We start from the raw sequence: 16,050 nt of genomic DNA, 5'->3' as shown, positions 1-16,050 counted from the left end.
TCCGTCCGGTCGGGCACCCGGGGCCGGTCCGACCCACGGGCGCAGCCTGCCGCTGCGGGTGGGCCGCATCTTCGTCGGCGGCGACGAACGGGCCCCGGCAGGGCTGGCCGCGACCACGAACAACGGGCTGGCCTGCGCTCCTACGGTGCCCGCATGACGAAGCTGGACGAGGTCGCGACATGGCTGGCCGACCACCTGCCGGCCCTGCTCGCCGAGCACGACGTGCCCGCGGCCGGGGTGGCGGTGCTCGCCGGCGGTGAGGTCGTCGACGCCGCCGCCGGGCTGCTCAGCACCGCGACCGGGGTCGAGGCGACGCCGGACTCGCTGTTCCAGATCGGCTCGATCACCAAGGTGTGGACCGCCACCCTGGTGCTGCAGCTGGTCGACGAGGGCCTGGTCGGGCTGGACGACCGGCTGCAGCAGCACCTCCCCGGGTTCCGGCTGGCCGACGGGTCCGCGGCCGCGACCATGACGGTGCGCCAGCTGCTGTCGCACACCGCCGGCTTCGAGGGCGACGTCTTCACCGACACCGGCCGGGGCGACGACCGCCTGGAGCGCTACGTCGACGGCCTGGCCGACCTGCCCCAGCTCTTCCCGCCCGGCGAGCAGTTCTCCTACAACAACGCCGGCTACTGCGTGCTCGGCCGGCTGGTCGAGGTGCTGCGCGGCCGGCCGTTCGACGAGTGCCTGGCCGAGCACCTGTTCGCCCCGCTGGGCCTCACCCACGCCGCCGCCAGCCCCTACGAGGCGATCCTCTTCCGGACGGCGGTGGGCCACCTGAGCCCCGAGCCGGACGGCGGCCAGGTGCCCGCGCCGATGTGGGCGATGGCGCCGTCCAACGCCCCGGCCGGGTCGATGCTGGCGATGCGCCCGCGTGACCTGCTGACCTTCGCCCGGGCGCACCTGGACGGCGGCACGGCGTCCGACGGCACCCGGGTGCTGGCCGCCGAGACCGTCGCGGCGATGCAGCAGCCGCAGGTGCAGCTGCCCGACATCCGGGTGATGGGCGACTCCTGGGGCCTGGGCTGGGAGCTGTTCGACACGATGGGCACTCCGGTGGTCGGGCACGACGGCAACACGATCGGCCAGGCGTCCTTCCTGCGGGTGCTGCCCGAGCACGGCGTCGCGGTCGTGCTGCTCACCAACGGCGGCGACCCCTACGGGCTGTACCGCGACGTCGTCGGCCACGTGCTGCGCGAGCTGGCCGGCGTCGAGCTGCGGCCGCTGCCGGTGCCGCCGGCGGACCCGCAGCCGGTCGACGCCAGCCGGTACGCCGGCACCTACAGCAGCCAGGTGGCCGACCTGGTCGTCAGCCAGGACGGCGACGGCCGGATCTGGCTGGAGATGCGGCCCAAGGGCCTGGCCCTGGAGATCGGGGAGACGCCCGAGCGCAGCGAGCTCGTCGACTTCGCGCCGGACACCCTCATCCCGGTGCAGCCGCAGTCGGGCCTGCACGTGCCGCTGGCCTTCCTCGGTGACGACGGCGCGGGCCGCGCGCGGTTCGTGCACGTCGGCCGGGCCGTGCCGCGGGCCGTCGGGTGACCACCGTGCTCGTCAGCGCCGACGAGGCCGGCCAGGCCGCCTCGTCGTGCTGCACGAAGATCCCGGGCCCGTCCGCGGGCAGCCTTCTCGCATTCGCGTACCAGGGAGAGGACACACCATGAGGTCGATCCGCACCGTCGCCGGCGTCTGCGCCGCTGCGACCCTCCTCGCCGGGTGCGGCGGGGGCGACGACGGCGGGGGTGGCGGAGGAGGGGAGGTCGTCGAGGGCGGCACCTTCACCATGGCGACCACGGCCGACCCGGGGAACCTGGACCCGCAGGCCTCGGCGGCCAGCGGCCTCTTCCAGCAGAGCCACTTCGCCTACGACTCGCTGCTGTTCTCCGACGACCAGGGCAAGGTCGTCTCCGGGCTGGCCGAGGACTGGTCGGTCGACGGCACCACCGTGACGCTGACGCTCAAGGACGGCATCACCTGCTCCGACGGCTCGCCGTTCACCGCCACCGACGCCGCGGACAACCTCAACTACGTCGCCGACCCGGAGAACCAGAGCCCGTTCCTCGGGGTGTTCCTGCCGGTGGGCGTGCAGGCCACCGGTGACGACGCGACCCGCACGGTGACCATGACGCTGGCTGCTCCGGCGCCCTTCGTGCTCGAGGGGCTGGTCGGCGTGCCGATCGTCTGCGCCAGCGGCCTGGCTGACCGCACCGCCCTCACCTCGTCGACGCTGGGCACCGGACCGTACGAGCTGACCGAGGCCGTCCCCAGCGACCACTACACGTACACCAAGCGCGAGGGCTACACCTGGGGCCCCGACGGTGCGAGCACCGACGAGAAGGGCATGCCCGACGAGATCGTCGTGCAGGTCATCAGCAACGAGACGACCGCGGCGAACCTGCTGCTGTCGGGCGACCTGAACGCCTCGCAGATCCTCGGGCCGGACGCGCAGCGGCTCGAGGAGGAGGGGCTCTTCTCCTACGTGGTCACCGCGGTGCTCGGCCAGGCGTGGTTCAACCAGGCCGCCGGCCGGCCCGCCGAGGACCCGGCGGTCCGCAAGGCGCTCACCCAGGGCCTGGACCTGGACCAGCTCGCGACGGTGCTCGCCTCCGGCCGAGGCGGCCCCGGCACCTCCTTCGCCGCCTCGGGTGCGGCGGCCTGCCCCGGTGACTCGGTCTCCGGCGCGCTGCCGGAGTTCGACGTCGACGCCGCGGCGGCCGCGCTCGACGACGCGGGCTGGACCGAGGGCTCCGGCGGCGTCCGCAGCAAGGACGGCACGCCGCTGGCCCTGACCTTCCTCTACGACACCGGGCTGGGCTCGCCGGGCTCCGCGGCGGCCGAGCTGGTCGCCGCGGCCTGGACCGACCTCGGGGTCGACGTCACCACCACCCCGCAGGACGAGACGGCGCTGGTCGAGACCATCTTCAGCGGCGGCGACTGGGACTACGCCTGGGTGCCGGTGAACGTCAGCAGCCCCGACCAGCTGGTGCCGTTCCTCTCCGGCCCGGCCGTGCCCGACGGCAACAACTTCGCCTCCATCGACAACGCCGACTACAACAGCGGCGTCGCCGAGGCGATGACGATGCTCGGCACCGAGGGCTGCGACACCTGGCTGGAGGCGGAGTCGGCCCTGGTCCGCGACGCCGACGTGATCCCGTTCGCCAACCAGGACGTCAGCTTCTTCGGCAGCGGGGCGGAGTTCGAGGTGATCGACGTCCTGCAGCCGACCAGCATCCGGATGATCGGCTGACCCTGCACCCGCGGACGGTCCGGACGACGGCGAGGGGACGGCGACGGTGACCAGCACGACGGCGGCACCCGGCACGACGAGCAGCGGCGGCGCAGCGGCCGGGGTGCTGGACAGCCCCTGGCTGCGGTTCGCCGCACGGCGGGGCGGCCGGCTGGTGGTCTCGCTGTGGGTGCTGGTCACCGCGTCGTTCCTGATGATCCACCTGATCCCGGGTGACCCCGTGCGGGCGTCGCTGGGGCCCACGGCCCCGGCGGCGCTCGTCGCCGCCCGCCGGGAGTCGCTCGGGCTGAACGACCCGCTGGTGGTGCAGTACTGGGACTACCTGCGCGGCCTGCTCAGCGGTGACCTCGGGAACTCGCTGGCCACCCAGCTGCCGGTCTCCCAGACCATCGGCCAGCGGCTGCCGGCCACCGTGCAGCTGGCGCTGCTCGCCTTCGTCACCGCGCTGGCCCTGGCAGTGCCGCTCGGCGTGCTGATGGGCGTGCTCACCCGGGGCGGCCGGCGCCGGCGCGGGGAGCTCGCCTTCTCCACCGGCAGCGTCGTCGTCGGGGCCATCCCGGAGTTTCTGCTCGGCGTCGGCCTGGTCTACGTGTTCGGCGTCCAGCTGGGCTGGTTCCCGGTCGCCGGCCAGGACGGGCCGAGCTCCTACGTGCTGCCGGTGCTCTCGCTGGCCGTCGGCCCGGCCGCGGCGCTCGCCCGGATCATGCGGGTGGAGATGCTGTCGGTGCTGCAGGCCGACTACGTGCGCACCGCCCGCGCCAAGCGGCTGCCGGCGCGGCGGGTCTACCTGCGGCACGCGCTGCCCAACGCGCTCACCTCGACCATCACCCTGGGCGGGCTGCTGCTCAGCGCGCTGGTCGCCGGCACCGTGCTGGTCGAGAACGTCTTCGCCTGGCCGGGCCTGGGCACCACGATCGTCTCCTCGATCCTGGGCAAGGACTACCCGGTGGTGCAGGGCATCGTGCTGGTCTACGGCGCCGGGGTGCTGCTGGTGAACCTGGCCGTCGACGTGACGCTGGCCCTGCTCGACCCGCGCTCGGCGATCCGGGAAAGCTGACCGATGACGACGTCCCCGATGGGCTCCTCACCGCTGGTCGCCGCGGCCCCGCCGTCACGGCGGTCGGCGGTCCGCGGCCGCTGGCTCGCCGTGCTGCGCACCCCGGTGGGCGCCGGCGCCGGCCTGCTGCTCGCGCTGGTGCTGGTGCTGGCCGTGCTCGCGCCGCTGCTGTGGTCCGACGACGCCGACACCGTCGACATCACGTCGGTGCTCGAGGGGGCGTCCGCCGACCACTGGGTCGGCACCGACAACCTGGGTCGCGACCTCTTCTTCCGCGTGCTGGTGGCCACCCGGCTGTCGATCGGGCTGGCGCTGCTGGCCACGCTGATCGCCGTCGTCGTCGGCCTGGTGCTGGGCACCGCGCCGCTGCTGCTGGGCCGCCGGGCCGGCCGGCTGGTCAGCGCGGCGGTCGACATCGCCGTCGCGTTCCCCGGCCTGCTGCTCGCGCTGTTCTTCGCCGTCGTGTTCGGCGTCGGGATGACCGGGGCGGTGCTGGCCATCGGCTTCGCCGGCGCACCCGCCTTCGCCCGGCTCACCCACACGCTGGCCGCCGGCATCACCGACCGCGACTACGTGGCCGCCGCCCGGATCGCCGGGGTCGGCCGGCTGCGGCTGCTGGTGCGCCACGTGCTGCCCAACATCGGCGAGCCGCTGGTGGTGAACGCGACCATCGGCGCCGGCGGTGCGCTGCTGGCCTTCGCCGGCCTGTCCTTCCTCGGCCTCGGCGTGCAGGCGCCCAGCTACGACTGGGGCCGGCTGCTGCAGGACGGGCTGAGCGGCATCTACATCCACCCGGAGGCAGCGCTGGCGCCCGGCGTGGCGATCGTCGTGGCCGGGCTGGCGTTCAACCTCTTCGGTGAGGCGGTCGCCAAGGGCATCGGGCTGACCACCGCCATGGGCGGGGCGTACCCGGTGGGCCGCACCGACCGTGCCGAGACGGTGCCCGCGGCGGTGACCGACGACGGTGTGCCGGCCACCGACCCGGGCCCGGCGGCGGACCGGCCGGTGCTCGACGTGCAGGACCTCTCGGTCACCTTCCCCGGTCCCACCGGCCCGGTCCGGCCGGTGCGCGGGGTGAGCTTCCGGATCGGCCGGGGCGAGGCGGTCGGCGTCGTGGGCGAGTCGGGGTCGGGCAAGTCGCTGACCGCGCTGGCGATCGCCCGGCTGGTGGAGCGGCCGGGCGAAGTGAGCGCCGAGCGGCTGGAGTTCCTCGGCACCGACGTGCTGGGTGGCAGCGACCGCACGCACCGGCGGCTGCTGGGCACCGCCTTCGCGATGGTCTTCCAGGACCCGATGACCTCGTTCAACCCGACCCGCCGGATCGGCCGGCAGCTCGCCGAGGTCGCCGAGCAGCACCAGGGGATGAACCGCCGGCAGGCGCTGGCCCGCGCCGTCGACCGGCTGCGCGCGGTGCGGGTGCCCGGCGCCGAGCGCCGCGCGCACCAGTACCCGCACGAGTTCTCCGGCGGCATGCGGCAGCGGGCGATGATCGGGATGGGCCTGATGGGCGAGCCGGCGCTGATCGTCGCCGACGAGCCGACCACCGCCCTGGACGTCACCGTGCAGCGGCAGGTGCTCGACCTGCTGGCGTCGGTCCGGGCCGCCGACGACGTCGCGCTGCTGCTGATCAGCCACGACGTCGCCGTCGTCGGCCAGGTGTGCGACCGGGTGCTGGTGATGTACGCCGGCCGGGTGGTGGAGGACCTGCCCGCCGCCGAGCTGAGCACGCACGCCCGCCACCCGTACACCCGGGCGCTGGTCGCCGCCGTCCCGGACATGCACGTCGACCTCGACCAGCCGCTGCCGGTGATCCCCGGCCGGCCGGTCGACCCCGCGCACCAGCCCCCGGGCTGCGCCTACGCCGCGCGCTGCCCGCTGGCGTCGGCGCGCTGCACCGAGGAGGACCCGGCGCTGGCCGACGACGGCTCCGGCCGGCGGGTGGCCTGCTGGCACGCCGGCGAGCTGGCGCCGGGGGAGACCGGGCGGGGCGCTGGGGTCCTGACGATCGGGGAGCGGGCATGAGCGAGCTGCGGTTCGAGGGCGTGAGCGTCCGGTACGGCACCCGCCGGCGCGGGATGACCGCGGTCGACGGGGTGGACCTCACCGTGCCGGACGGCGCCGTCGTCGGGCTGGTGGGGGAGTCCGGGTCGGGCAAGTCGACGCTGGCCCGGGCCGCGGTGGGGCTGACCCCGCTGTCGGCCGGCCAGATCCTGCTCGACGGCCGGCCGGTGCGGCACGGCTCGGGCCCCCGGCCGGTGCAGATGGTCTTCCAGGACCCCTACTCGTCCCTCGACCCGCGGATGACCATCGGCGACAGCATCGCCGAGGCCGTCCCGCGCGGCACCCGGTCGGCCGAGCGCCGCAGCGAGGTCGCGCGGCTGCTCGAGCTGGTCGAGCTCGATCCCGGCCGGGCCGGTGCCTACCCGGGCCAGCTGTCCGGGGGCCAGCGGCAGCGGGTCGCGCTGGCCCGGGCGTTGGCCGCGCGCCCGGCGGTCGTCATCGCCGACGAGATCACCTCCGCGCTCGACGTGTCGATCCAGGGCACGGTGCTCAACCTGGTGCGCCGGCTGCAGCAGGAGCTGGGCACCTCGATGCTGTTCATCTCGCACAACCTCGCCGTCGTCCGGTACGTGGCCAGCGAGATCGCGGTCATGTACCTGGGCCGGGTCGTCGAGCACGGGCCGACGGCGCAGGTGCTCGCCGACCCGCAGCACCCCTACACCCGCGACCTGCTGGCGGCGGTGCCCGACTCGGCGCACGCCGTCCGGTCCGCCCCGGTGGCCGCCGACCCGGCGCAGGCTGCGGTGGCCGCCGCCGACCCGGCCGACCCGCACGCCCCGCCGCCGGGCTGCCGCTACCATCCGCGTTGCCCGATCGGCCCGCTGGTGCACGCCGACCGCGAGGTCTGCCGCACCACCGAGCCGACGGCGGACCACCGGCACGCGGCGGCCTGCCACTTCGCCCCGGCCGGACGGACCCTGCTGCGCGTCGCCGACTGACCGTCCGGCCTGGTCAGCGGCCCGGCGGGGCGTCTTCCGCTGTGTCGCGCGAAATGGGACGCTGCCGGTCCGCAACGAAGGACGGGGGCCGGCGTGGCACGGTGCAGGGTCGCAGTGGTCGCCGTCCTGGGTGGGGTGCTGCTGACGTCGTCCGGCTGCGGCTTCCTCGACGACCTGGCCGATCCTGAGGCCCGGGAGCCCGCTGCCACCAGCGCGCCGACGACGTCGCCGAGCAGCCCGCCGCCGCTGGCTCCGCCGGCTCCGGCGTTCGAGCCCGGCGTCGTCGCGCAGGCGGCGCTGATCGCCGACGGCCGGTCCATCGGCACCCTGCGGGTGGCCACCGGGGCGGTGCAGACCGGTCTGGTGCTGCCGTTCCCGGAGTTCGACGAGGACTGCCCGGTCGAGGGCCCGTCGATGCAGTACGTCGCCGTCGGCTTCTCGTTCACCCTGCAGGCCGAGGGTGGCCTCGCCGGCCACCTCACCGTGGCGCCCGGGCCGTCGACGCCGGCCGACATCGGCGAGGTCGGGGTCTTCTTCGAGCCGTCCTACGGCAACGACGAGTACTGCACGGACGGCCCGCGGCTGCCCGACACGGACACCTTCTGGGCGCGCGGCACGACGAGCGTCACCGGCTACGTGGTGCTCGACGACGCCGTCGGGCCGGCCACCCCGCAGGGCCGCACCGAGGTGTTCGCCACCCTGCAGGCGCAGGTCTCGGACCTGCGGCTGCGCGACGACGACGGCGAGGAGACGCCGCTGACCCTCGGTCCGCCGTCCGTCGGTGTGGTCTGCCCGGACGACGAGGGCGCGTTCTGCGTGCCGCTGGGCTGAGCGCTCAGCCGGTGAGCTCGCTGGGCACGGTGACCACGTCGACCATCGCGCCGCGGCGGACGACGGTGACCGGCAGCGGCTCGCCGATCGCCTCGGCGAACAGCAACCGCTGCAGGCTCTGCGCCGACGCCACCGGCGCCCGGCCCGCCTCGAGCACCAGGTCGCCGGCCTTGAGCCCGGCGCGGTCGGCGGGCGACCCGGCGATCACGTCGAGCACCTGCAGCCCGCGCCGCTGGCCGGTGCGCGCGGCGAGGTCGGCCGGCAGCGGGACCGGGCTGCTCACCAGCCCGAGGTAGGCCCGGCGCACCCGCCCGTCGCGCAGCAGCGTCTCCACGATCCGGCGGGTGGTGTCGTTGATCGGCACGGCCAGCCCGAGCCCCCACCCGGCGACGGCGGTGTTGATGCCGACCACCCGGCTCCGGGCGTCGGCCAGCGCGCCGCCTGAGTTGCCCGGGTTGAGCGCGGCGTCGGTCTGGATGACGTCCTCGACCACCCGCGCCGTCCGCCCGTCCCGGGTGGGCAGCGACCGGCCCAGCGCGCTGACCACCCCGGCGGTCACCGACCCGGCCAGGCCGAACGGGTTGCCGACGGCGACCACCAGCTGGCCGACCTGCAGCGTGGCGGCGTCGCCCAGCACCGCCGGCGGTGGGGTGGCACCGCGGGCCCGGACGACGGCGAGGTCGGACAGCGGGTCGGCGCCGACCACCTCGACCGGCGCCTCGGACCCGTCGCTGAACACCGCGCGGCCGCCGGTCGAGCGGGCGACCACGTGCGCGTTGGTGAGCAGCAGCCCGTCGTCGCTGACCACCACGCCGGACCCGGCCCCGCCGCGGCCGCCGGGACCGCTGACCTCCAGGGCGGCGACGTGCGGCGCCATCTCCGCGGCCACCGTGGTGACCACCCGCGAGTAGGCGTCCAGCGCCGGCTCGGTGTCGTGCTCGTCCGCCAGGCTCATGGGGTCCTCCCTGATCGCTCGCTTACGAGTAATCAGTGAACGCCCGATCCGCCGTCCGTGGGCGCGCCCCCGTTACGCCCTCGGCGGACCCCTGCTCACCCCCGTCCCCGAAGATGGCCATCTTCGGGGTCAGCGGGTCAGCCCATGGACTTCTGGCCGTCGATCGTCTCCCGCAGGATGTCGGCGTGGCCGGCGTGCTGGGCGGTCTCGGCGACGACGTGCACCAGCACCCGCCGGGCCGACCACGAGGCGCCCGGCGCGAACCACGGCGCCTCGGGCAGCGGGTGCGCGACGTCCAGGCTCGGCAGGGTCCTGACCAGCTCGTCGGTGCGCGCCGCCACCTCGGCGTAGACCGCCAGCACGCCCTCCAGGGTCTCGTCGGGCAGCAGCGTGAACTCCAGCTCGCGGGCGGCCCACAGCTCCTCGTCGGGCGCGGGGAAGGCGCTCGCACCCCGCAGCACGAAGTCGATCCAGCCCCGCTCGGTGGCGGCGACGTGCTTGACCAGCCCCCCCAGCGACAGCTGGCTGACCGTGGGGCGCAGCCGGGCCTGGTCGTCGGTGAGGTCCTGCACCGTGTGGGTGAGGTGGAAGCGGTGGGTGGCCAGCGCCTCGAGCAGGTCGGCCCGCTCGCTGGTCAGCGTGCTGGTGGTCATCGGAGTGCCCCTTCGCCCTGGTGTCCTACGGTCACGGACGACGCTAGGGCCGATCGGTGCCAGATCCTGTCCGCAATTGATGGGAAGCTGAGGACATGACCGACCCCACGCACCGGGCGCTGCGGCTGCTGACCCTGCTGCAGGGCCGCCGCGACTGGGCGGGCGCCGACCTCGCCGACCGGCTCGGCGTCTCGGTGCGCACGCTCCGGCGGGACGTCGACCGGTTGCGGGAGCTGGGCTACCCGGTGGAGGCCCAGCCCGGCGTCGACGGCGGCTACCGGCTGGCCGCCGGGGCGTCGCTGCCGCCCCTGGTGCTGGACGACGACGAGGCGGTCGCGCTCACCGTCGGGCTGCAGACTGCGGCGTCCAGCGCGGTGGCCGGGATGGCCGAGCCGTCGGTGCGCGCGCTGGCCAAGGTCGTGCCGGTGCTGCCCGCCCGGCTGCGCCGCCGGGTCGACGCGCTGCGGGCGATGACCGTGCCCGCCCCGGCCTGGTCCGACGGCGGCCCGGCGGTCGACCCGCAGGTGCTGGTGGAGGTCGCGCAGGCCTGCCGGGACACCGGCCGGCTCGGCTTCCGGTACAGCCCGGCCGGGGGCGAGCCCGCCGAGCGGCTGGTCGAGCCGCACCGCCTCGTCCCGCTCGGCCGGCGGTGGTACCTGGTCGCCTACGACCCGGAGCGCGGCGGCTGGCGCAGCTTCCGGCTGGACCGGATGACGGCGGTGCGCGGTACCGGCGCCCGGTTCGCGCCTCGCCCGCTGCCGGCCGACGACGCGGCGGCGTTCGTCCGGGCCGGCATCGACCAGTTCCGCTCCGCCCACGTCGTGGAGGCCGTGGTCGAGGCCCCGGGGGCCGTCGTCCGGGACCGGGTCGGCCAGTGGGTGCGGGTCGAGGACGACGGCGCGGACCGCTGCCGGGTGCACCTGGAGACCGACGTGCTCGACTGGGCAGCGCTGGTCCTGGGCGCGGTGCGCGCGGAGTTCACCGTGGTCGCCCCGGCCGAGCTGCGCGAGCGGCTGGCCGAGTGGGCGGCCAGGTTCCAGCGGTCGGCCGAGGGCGGGTCGGTGCAGGGCGGGTCAGCGCAGGGCGGGTGACCGCACCAGCCACGCCGCGCAGCCCGCCGCCGCCAGCGCCGCCACCGCCCAGGCCAGCGCGGTGCCCGGCAGCGGGCCGAGGTCGCCGGCCGCCACCAGCACCAGCGCGGCCACGCCCAGCGCGGTGCCCAGCTGGGCGCCGGTGTTGAGCACGCCGGACGCGCTGCCCTCCAGCTCCGGGGCCACCTCGGTGCCGATCGAGTTGCCGGCCACCGAGGCCGCCCCGAGCCCGAGCCCGATCACCGCGCCCCCGGCCACCACGCCCCAGGCGGTGCCGAAGGTGGCGGCCAGCAGCACGTTGCCGGCGCAGATGCCCAGCAGCCCGGCACCTCCGACGACCCGCATCGGCAGGCGGGCGGTCAGCGGCCGGGTCGCCGCCGAGCCGACCACCGCGGCGACGCTGATCGGCAGCAGCGCGAGCCCGGCCTGCAGCGGTGAGGCGCCCAGCCGGTCCTGCAGCACGAGCGTCGCCAGCACCGCCGCCGAGCTCGTCGTCGCGGTGTTGACGAAGGAGACGACAGTGCCGGCGCGCAGCTGCGGCGAGCGCACCGCCCCGGCGGGCAGGAGCGGCCCGCGGCTGCGCCGCTGCTGGCGGACGAAGAGCAGCCCGATGCCCGCGCCGGCGACGGCGAGCGCCACCCCCGCCGGCCGGGACGCCGGTGACTCGACCAGCGAGGCGCCGGCGACGACGGCCATCACCGCACCGATCAGCAGTCCGGCACCCGGCAGGTCCAGGTGCGCGCCGGGCGCCTCCGGCGGCGGTGCCGGGACCGCCCGGAGCAGCGCGGCGAGCAGCAGCACCCCGATCGGCACGTTGACCCAGAAGACCGAGCGCCAGCCCCAGACGTCGGTGAGCAGGCCGCCGACCAGGAACCCGGCGGCGCCGGCCACCGCTCCCGAGGCGCTCCACAGCGCCAGCGCGCCGGCCCGGTCGCGGCCGGAGCCGGCGGCGACCAGCAGCAGCCGCAGCGCGCAGGGCACGCAGACGGCGGCCGCGCCGCCCTGCACCGCCCGGACGACGAGCAGCTGGCCGACGTCCTGCGCGACGCCACCCGCGGCTGCCGCGACGGTGAAGACGACGACCCCGCCGGCCAGCACCCGCCGGGAGCCGTACCGGTCACCCAGCCGGGCGCCGAGGACCAGCAGCCCGCCGAAGAACATCGGGTAGGCGACCGCCAGCGGCCCGGCCGCAGAACCGGGGGCGTCCAGGCCGTCGAGCACCGCCGGGATGGCGGTCGTCGTGCTGGTCACGCCCAGCACGTCGACGAACTGCACCGCGCAGAGGACCAGGACGACCATGCCGCGGTGCACGCGGGGCACCGTAGCCAGCACCACCGACAGCCCGGCGGCGGCTCACCAGCGGAGCAGGCGCAGCTCCAGCATCGCGGCGAACCGGGAGTCGGCGTCGTCCAGGTCGATGCCGCCCACCTCGCCGATCCGGCGCAGCCGGTAGCGGAAGGTGTTGGGGTGCACGTGCACCCGGCCGCTGGCCGCGATGGCGTCGCCGAAGGAGTCCAGCCAGGCGCGCAGGGTCTCGACCAGCTGGGTGCGGTGCGCGGCGTCGTAGGCGGCCAGCCGGGCCACCGGGCCGGACGTCTGGTGGCCCTCGGCGGCGGCCAGGTCGGCCAGCTGCAGCATCAGCGACTCGATGTGCACGTCGGAGGCCCGGGCGACCCGCCGCGAGGAGGTGCCCGAGCGCAGCACCCGCAGCGCGCGGTCGGCGCTGTCCCGGGAACGGGTGAGCGCGGAGACGTCGGGGGCGACCACGCCGACGCCGATCATGCCGGGCACCCGGCCCCCGGTGCGCTGCAGGAACTCCGCCGCCACCGCCGCGGCCCGCTCGTCGGCGGCGCCGATCGGGTCGACGGTCACCGGCAGGACGGCGTAGCAGACCCCGCCCACCACGGCGACGACGGAGCCCGGGTGCAGCGCGGACAGGTGGACGGCGAGGGCGTCGGCGGAGCGCTGCCGCTCGGCCTCCCGCCGGGCCAGGCTCAGCGTGCCCGGCTCGGCGTCGGCCTCGGTGAGCCCCATGGCCAGCACGACCAGCGGGCGGCCGGCCAGCCCCAGCCGGCTCAGCGCGTCGACCGTGCCCGGCCCGCCCTCCAGCGCGGTGGCGACCAGCTCGCTGGCCAGCCGGCGCTCGACGTCCGCGCCGGCCCGCATCCGCAGCAGGTGCAGGGCGACGAGCTTCGCGGAGTCGACCAGGCTCTGCTCGCGGGCGGCGTCCAGCGGGGCGTCGACGGCCGCCCAGATCGTCCCGAGGATCTCGTCGCCGGCGCGCACCGCGATCGCCACCCGGGAGACCGTCACCTCCGGCATCGACAGCACGTCCGGCGGCATCCACACCGGCCGGTCGCTGCCGTACAGCTGCCGGAACACCCCGTGCGCCTCCAGCCCGCGGGTGAACCGGTCGGGCACCTGGCGGCCGAGGATCGTCTGGATCCGGGACTCGTCGGCCTCGTCCTGCCGGCCGGAGAAGGCCAGGATCCGGGAGCTGCGGTCCTCGATGGTCACCGGCGCGTCCAGCAGCGAGCCGATCGCGTTGGCCAGCGCGAACAGGTCGCCGGCCGGCACCCCGCCCAGCGACTCCGGCTCCGCCGTCCCGACCTGGCCCTCGCCCAGCAGCGAGCGGACCAGGGTGGCCAGCTGGTTCCAGCTGGCGCCGCGGGTGAGCGCCAGCAGCACGGTGCCGGTGCGCTCGGCGACGGCGGTGATCCGCGGGTCGGCCGGGGCCGGGGCCCGCACGACCAGCCCGGCCCCGCCGGCGGCGGCGGTCTGCTCCAGCAGGGCCAGGACGTCGTCGGGCTCGTGCACGCCGACGCCGAGCACCAGCGCGCGGGAGGGCAGCACCGGGGCGTCGACCGGGTCGTGGATGACCACGCCACCGACGCCCTGCTCGGCCAGCGGCAGCGTCGGCTCGCCGGCGGCGACCTCGAGCAGCGTCGTCCCGAGGTGGTCGAGCAGGTGGCCGAGGCTGGCGCGCGGGGGCACCGCCCGCGGCTGGGTCAGCGCGGACAGGCCCGGGGCGGTGATCGCAGACAGGCTCACGACGCCGACCCTAGGGCCGCCGCCCGGCCTTCAGGTGGTCCGGTCGCACCACTGGACCGCTGCCCTCTGGTGCCGACGGACGAACGGCGGTCAGCGCAGGGAGAGCTCCTCGACCGTGGTGGTCACCTCGTCGAGCAGCACCGGGTCGGGCTCCACACCCAGGCCGGGGCCGGTCGGCACCCGCAGGTGCCCGTCCTCGAGCACGAACGGCGGGGTGATGTCGGTGGCGTAGTAGCGGTCGGAGGCGGAGGTGTCGCCGGGCAGCGTGAAGTTCGGCAGCGCGGCCAGCGCGACGTTCGCCGCCCGCCCCAGCCCGGTCTCCAGCATCCCGCCGCACCAGACCGGGACGCCGTGCGCCGCGCACATGTCGTGGATCCGGCGGGCCTCCAGGTAGCCACCGACCCGGGCCGGCTTGACGTTGACGATCGAGCAGGCGCTCAGGGTGATCGCGGCCGCGGCGGTCCGCGCCGAGGTGATCGACTCGTCCAGGCAGATCGGGGTGCGCACCGACCGGGCCAGCTGCGCGTGGCCGAGCACGTCGTCCTCGGGCAGCGGCTGCTCGATGAGCAGCAGCTCGAAGGGGTCCAGCTTCGCCAGGTGCCGGGCGTCGGAGACCGTGTAGGCGGTGTTGGCGTCGACCTGCAGGGCGATGTCGCCGAACCGCTCGCGCACGGCGCGCACCGGCTCGAGGTCCCAGCCTGGCTCGATCTTCAGCTTGATCCGCAGGTAGCCGGCGTCGACGTACCCGCCGACGGCGTCGAGCAGGGCGTCGACGGAGTCCATGATCCCGACCGAGACCCCGCAGGGCACCCGGTCGGTCGCCGCGCCCAGGAACGAGCCGAAGGAGCGGCCGGCGGCGCGCAGCTCGGCGTCCAGGACGGCGGTCTCCAGCGCGGCCTTGGCCATCCAGTGGCCGCTGAAGGGCTCGAGCACCCGGCCGACGGCGTACGCGTCGAGGTCGTCGGCGGTGGCGACGGCGGGCACCAGGAAGCGGCGCAGCACGTCGGCCGCACCGTCGACGTACTCGGCGGAGTAGCGCGGGTCGGCCAGCGCCGCGCACTCGCCCCAGCCCTCGCCGACGTCGGTGCGCACCCGCACCAGCAGGATGTCGCGGGCGGTCTGGGTGCCGAAGGAGGTGCGGAACGGCGCCACCAGCGGCATCGCGATGCGCCGCAGTTCGACGGACTCGAGCTTCACGGGGTGGCCCTCCCAGGCTCCGGGGCGCCGGCCGGGGCCACGCCGTCGACGACGTACCAGCCCTCGCGGGCGAACCCGTGCACCCGGGCGCCGGCGTCCAGCGCACCGCCGAGCGCCTCGCGCACCGCCAGCCGCCACTGCGCTGCCAGCTGCGGTGCCCGCGCGCGGAGCGTCTCCACGTCCGGCGGCACCGCCACCAGCCAGGGGTGGCCGGTGGCGCCGGGCGAGACCACCGGGGCGCCGTCGGGCCCGGGGGCGACGACGGCGACCGCACCGGCGGCCAGCAGGCCGGCCAGGTCGACCTGCACCGGCTCGCCGGCGACGGCCCGCACCACCGGGTCGCTGTCCAGCGCCCAGGCGGTGAGCAGCCGGTCGGACTGGTCGTCGGCGTTGATGGTGTCGTCCATCCGGCCGTAGAAGTCGGGCAGGTACTCCAGCGGTGTGGCGCCCAGCCGGCTCAGGTTGAACCACGCGTTGCGGCGCACCAGCGGGTCGAAGGTCCAGGTGATCCGGGTGATCCCGCGGTCCAGCGCCCAGGCGCGCTGGTGCAGCTTGAGCGCCCGGCCGATGCTGCGCCGCTGCGCGGTCCGCGCCACCCCGGTGACGTGGCTGTGCAGCGAGGTGCCGCCGGGCGCACCGAAGAACCCCACGCAGGCCCCGACCAGCCGGGTGCCCTCGTAGGCGCCGGTCAGCGGGTTGCCGGCCTTGGTCAGCGCCCGCATCAGCTCGATGGTGACCGGCCGGTTGTCCGGCGCCGGGTTCCAGATCGAGTCGAAGAGCGCCTGGACGTCGCGCAGGTCGTGCAGGTCGCCCAGCTCGACGATGCGCACCCCCGACTCGGCGGCGGCCGCGGTGGCCGCGAGCCAGGCCGCGGCTGCCGCGGTCGACGGGGGCCGGGCAGCGACGGCCGCCGTCTCGGCGATGAGGTCGGTCACGCGGACCATCGTCGGGCGGGGAGACCCCGCCGGG

The 16,050-nt window shown here is 75.9% G+C and carries 13 protein-coding genes; 7 read left to right on the top strand and 6 right to left on the bottom strand.

The window, feature by feature from the left end; translation table 11 throughout:
- Positions 1–153: 153 nt before the first annotated feature.
- The 6 genes from FHX36_RS20175 (at position 154) to FHX36_RS20150 (ending at position 8,134) form a co-directional block, all read left to right on the top strand.
- Positions 154–1,542, top strand: coding sequence for a serine hydrolase domain-containing protein (locus FHX36_RS20175; protein WP_110551295.1), 1,389 nt, complete (start codon positions 154–156; stop codon positions 1,540–1,542).
- Between the two features lie 118 nt (positions 1,543–1,660).
- Entirely contained in the window at positions 1,661–3,247 is a 1,587-nt protein-coding gene (locus FHX36_RS20170; RefSeq protein ID WP_110551296.1) for an ABC transporter substrate-binding protein, read from the top strand.
- 46 nt (positions 3,248–3,293) lie between these two features.
- The gene (locus tag FHX36_RS20165) at positions 3,294–4,304 is read left to right on the top strand and encodes an ABC transporter permease (protein ID WP_181428676.1); all 1,011 of its coding nucleotides are present in this window, start codon (positions 3,294–3,296) and stop codon (positions 4,302–4,304) included.
- Positions 4,305–4,307: 3 nt separating this feature from the next.
- Positions 4,308–6,326 (top strand): dipeptide/oligopeptide/nickel ABC transporter permease/ATP-binding protein, encoded by a 2,019-nt coding sequence (locus tag FHX36_RS20160; RefSeq protein ID WP_220035848.1) that lies wholly within the window; start codon positions 4,308–4,310, stop codon positions 6,324–6,326.
- Entirely contained in the window at positions 6,323–7,303 is a 981-nt protein-coding gene (locus FHX36_RS20155; RefSeq protein WP_110551298.1) for an ABC transporter ATP-binding protein, read from the top strand. The genes FHX36_RS20160 and FHX36_RS20155 overlap by 4 nt, the downstream gene beginning before the upstream one ends.
- Before the next feature lie 114 nt (positions 7,304–7,417).
- A complete protein-coding gene (locus tag FHX36_RS20150) occupies positions 7,418–8,134 on the top strand; it encodes a hypothetical protein (RefSeq protein ID WP_110551299.1) in 717 nt (238 codons plus the stop codon).
- A 4-nt stretch (positions 8,135–8,138) separates the two neighbouring features.
- On the opposite strand, the gene FHX36_RS20145 is transcribed toward FHX36_RS20150, so the two are convergent.
- Positions 8,139–9,089 (bottom strand): S1C family serine protease, encoded by a 951-nt coding sequence (locus FHX36_RS20145; protein ID WP_110551300.1) that lies wholly within the window; start codon positions 9,087–9,089, stop codon positions 8,139–8,141.
- A 137-nt stretch (positions 9,090–9,226) separates the two neighbouring features.
- Entirely contained in the window at positions 9,227–9,742 is a 516-nt protein-coding gene (locus FHX36_RS20140) for a DinB family protein (RefSeq protein ID WP_110551301.1), read from the bottom strand.
- 95 nt (positions 9,743–9,837) lie between these two features.
- On the opposite strand from FHX36_RS20140, the gene FHX36_RS20135 reads away from it, so the two are divergent.
- Positions 9,838–10,833 (top strand): helix-turn-helix transcriptional regulator, encoded by a 996-nt coding sequence (locus FHX36_RS20135; protein WP_110551302.1) that lies wholly within the window; start codon positions 9,838–9,840, stop codon positions 10,831–10,833.
- On the opposite strand, the gene FHX36_RS20130 is transcribed toward FHX36_RS20135, so the two are convergent.
- The 4 genes from FHX36_RS20130 to FHX36_RS20115 form a co-directional block, all read right to left on the bottom strand.
- A complete protein-coding gene (locus FHX36_RS20130; RefSeq protein WP_183514273.1) occupies positions 10,816–12,144 on the bottom strand; it encodes an MFS transporter in 1,329 nt (442 codons plus the stop codon). The two genes, FHX36_RS20135 and FHX36_RS20130, sit on opposite strands and share 18 nt — an antisense overlap.
- A gap of 42 nt (positions 12,145–12,186) precedes the next feature.
- A complete protein-coding gene (locus tag FHX36_RS20125) occupies positions 12,187–13,884 on the bottom strand; it encodes a PucR family transcriptional regulator (RefSeq protein WP_220035949.1) in 1,698 nt (565 codons plus the stop codon).
- Between the two features lie 90 nt (positions 13,885–13,974).
- Complete coding sequence (menC, locus tag FHX36_RS20120) at positions 13,975–15,081, bottom strand: o-succinylbenzoate synthase (protein ID WP_110552428.1); 1,107 nt, start codon at positions 15,079–15,081, stop codon at positions 13,975–13,977.
- Positions 15,078–16,025 carry a GNAT family N-acetyltransferase gene (locus tag FHX36_RS20115; protein ID WP_110552429.1) on the bottom strand — a complete coding sequence of 316 codons (948 nt, stop codon included), beginning with the start codon at positions 16,023–16,025 and terminating at the stop codon, positions 15,078–15,080. The genes menC and FHX36_RS20115 overlap by 4 nt, the downstream gene beginning before the upstream one ends.
- Positions 16,026–16,050 lie beyond the last annotated feature (25 nt).

The sequence above is a fragment of the Modestobacter versicolor genome (assembly GCF_014195485.1).
In the GTDB taxonomy this organism is placed as follows: Bacteria; Actinomycetota; Actinomycetes; order Mycobacteriales; family Geodermatophilaceae; genus Modestobacter; species Modestobacter versicolor.
This window is presented reverse-complemented; position numbering and strand designations above follow the sequence as displayed.

Excerpts from the sequence above, each read along its gene's own strand:
- FHX36_RS20170 (WP_110551296.1), top strand. The coding sequence starts at position 1,661 with ATGAGGTCGATCCGCACCGTCGCCGGCGTCTGCGCCGCTGCGACCCTC.
- FHX36_RS20115 (WP_110552429.1), bottom strand. The coding sequence starts at position 16,025 with ATGGTCCGCGTGACCGACCTCATCGCCGAGACGGCGGCCGTCGCTGCC.
- FHX36_RS20175 (WP_110551295.1), top strand. The coding sequence starts at position 154 with ATGACGAAGCTGGACGAGGTCGCGACATGGCTGGCCGACCACCTGCCG.
- FHX36_RS20155 (WP_110551298.1), top strand. The coding sequence starts at position 6,323 with ATGAGCGAGCTGCGGTTCGAGGGCGTGAGCGTCCGGTACGGCACCCGC.
- FHX36_RS20135 (WP_110551302.1), top strand. The coding sequence starts at position 9,838 with ATGACCGACCCCACGCACCGGGCGCTGCGGCTGCTGACCCTGCTGCAG.
- FHX36_RS20145 (WP_110551300.1), bottom strand. The coding sequence starts at position 9,089 with ATGAGCCTGGCGGACGAGCACGACACCGAGCCGGCGCTGGACGCCTAC.
- FHX36_RS20140 (WP_110551301.1), bottom strand. The coding sequence starts at position 9,742 with ATGACCACCAGCACGCTGACCAGCGAGCGGGCCGACCTGCTCGAGGCG.
- FHX36_RS20160 (WP_220035848.1), top strand. The coding sequence starts at position 4,308 with ATGACGACGTCCCCGATGGGCTCCTCACCGCTGGTCGCCGCGGCCCCG.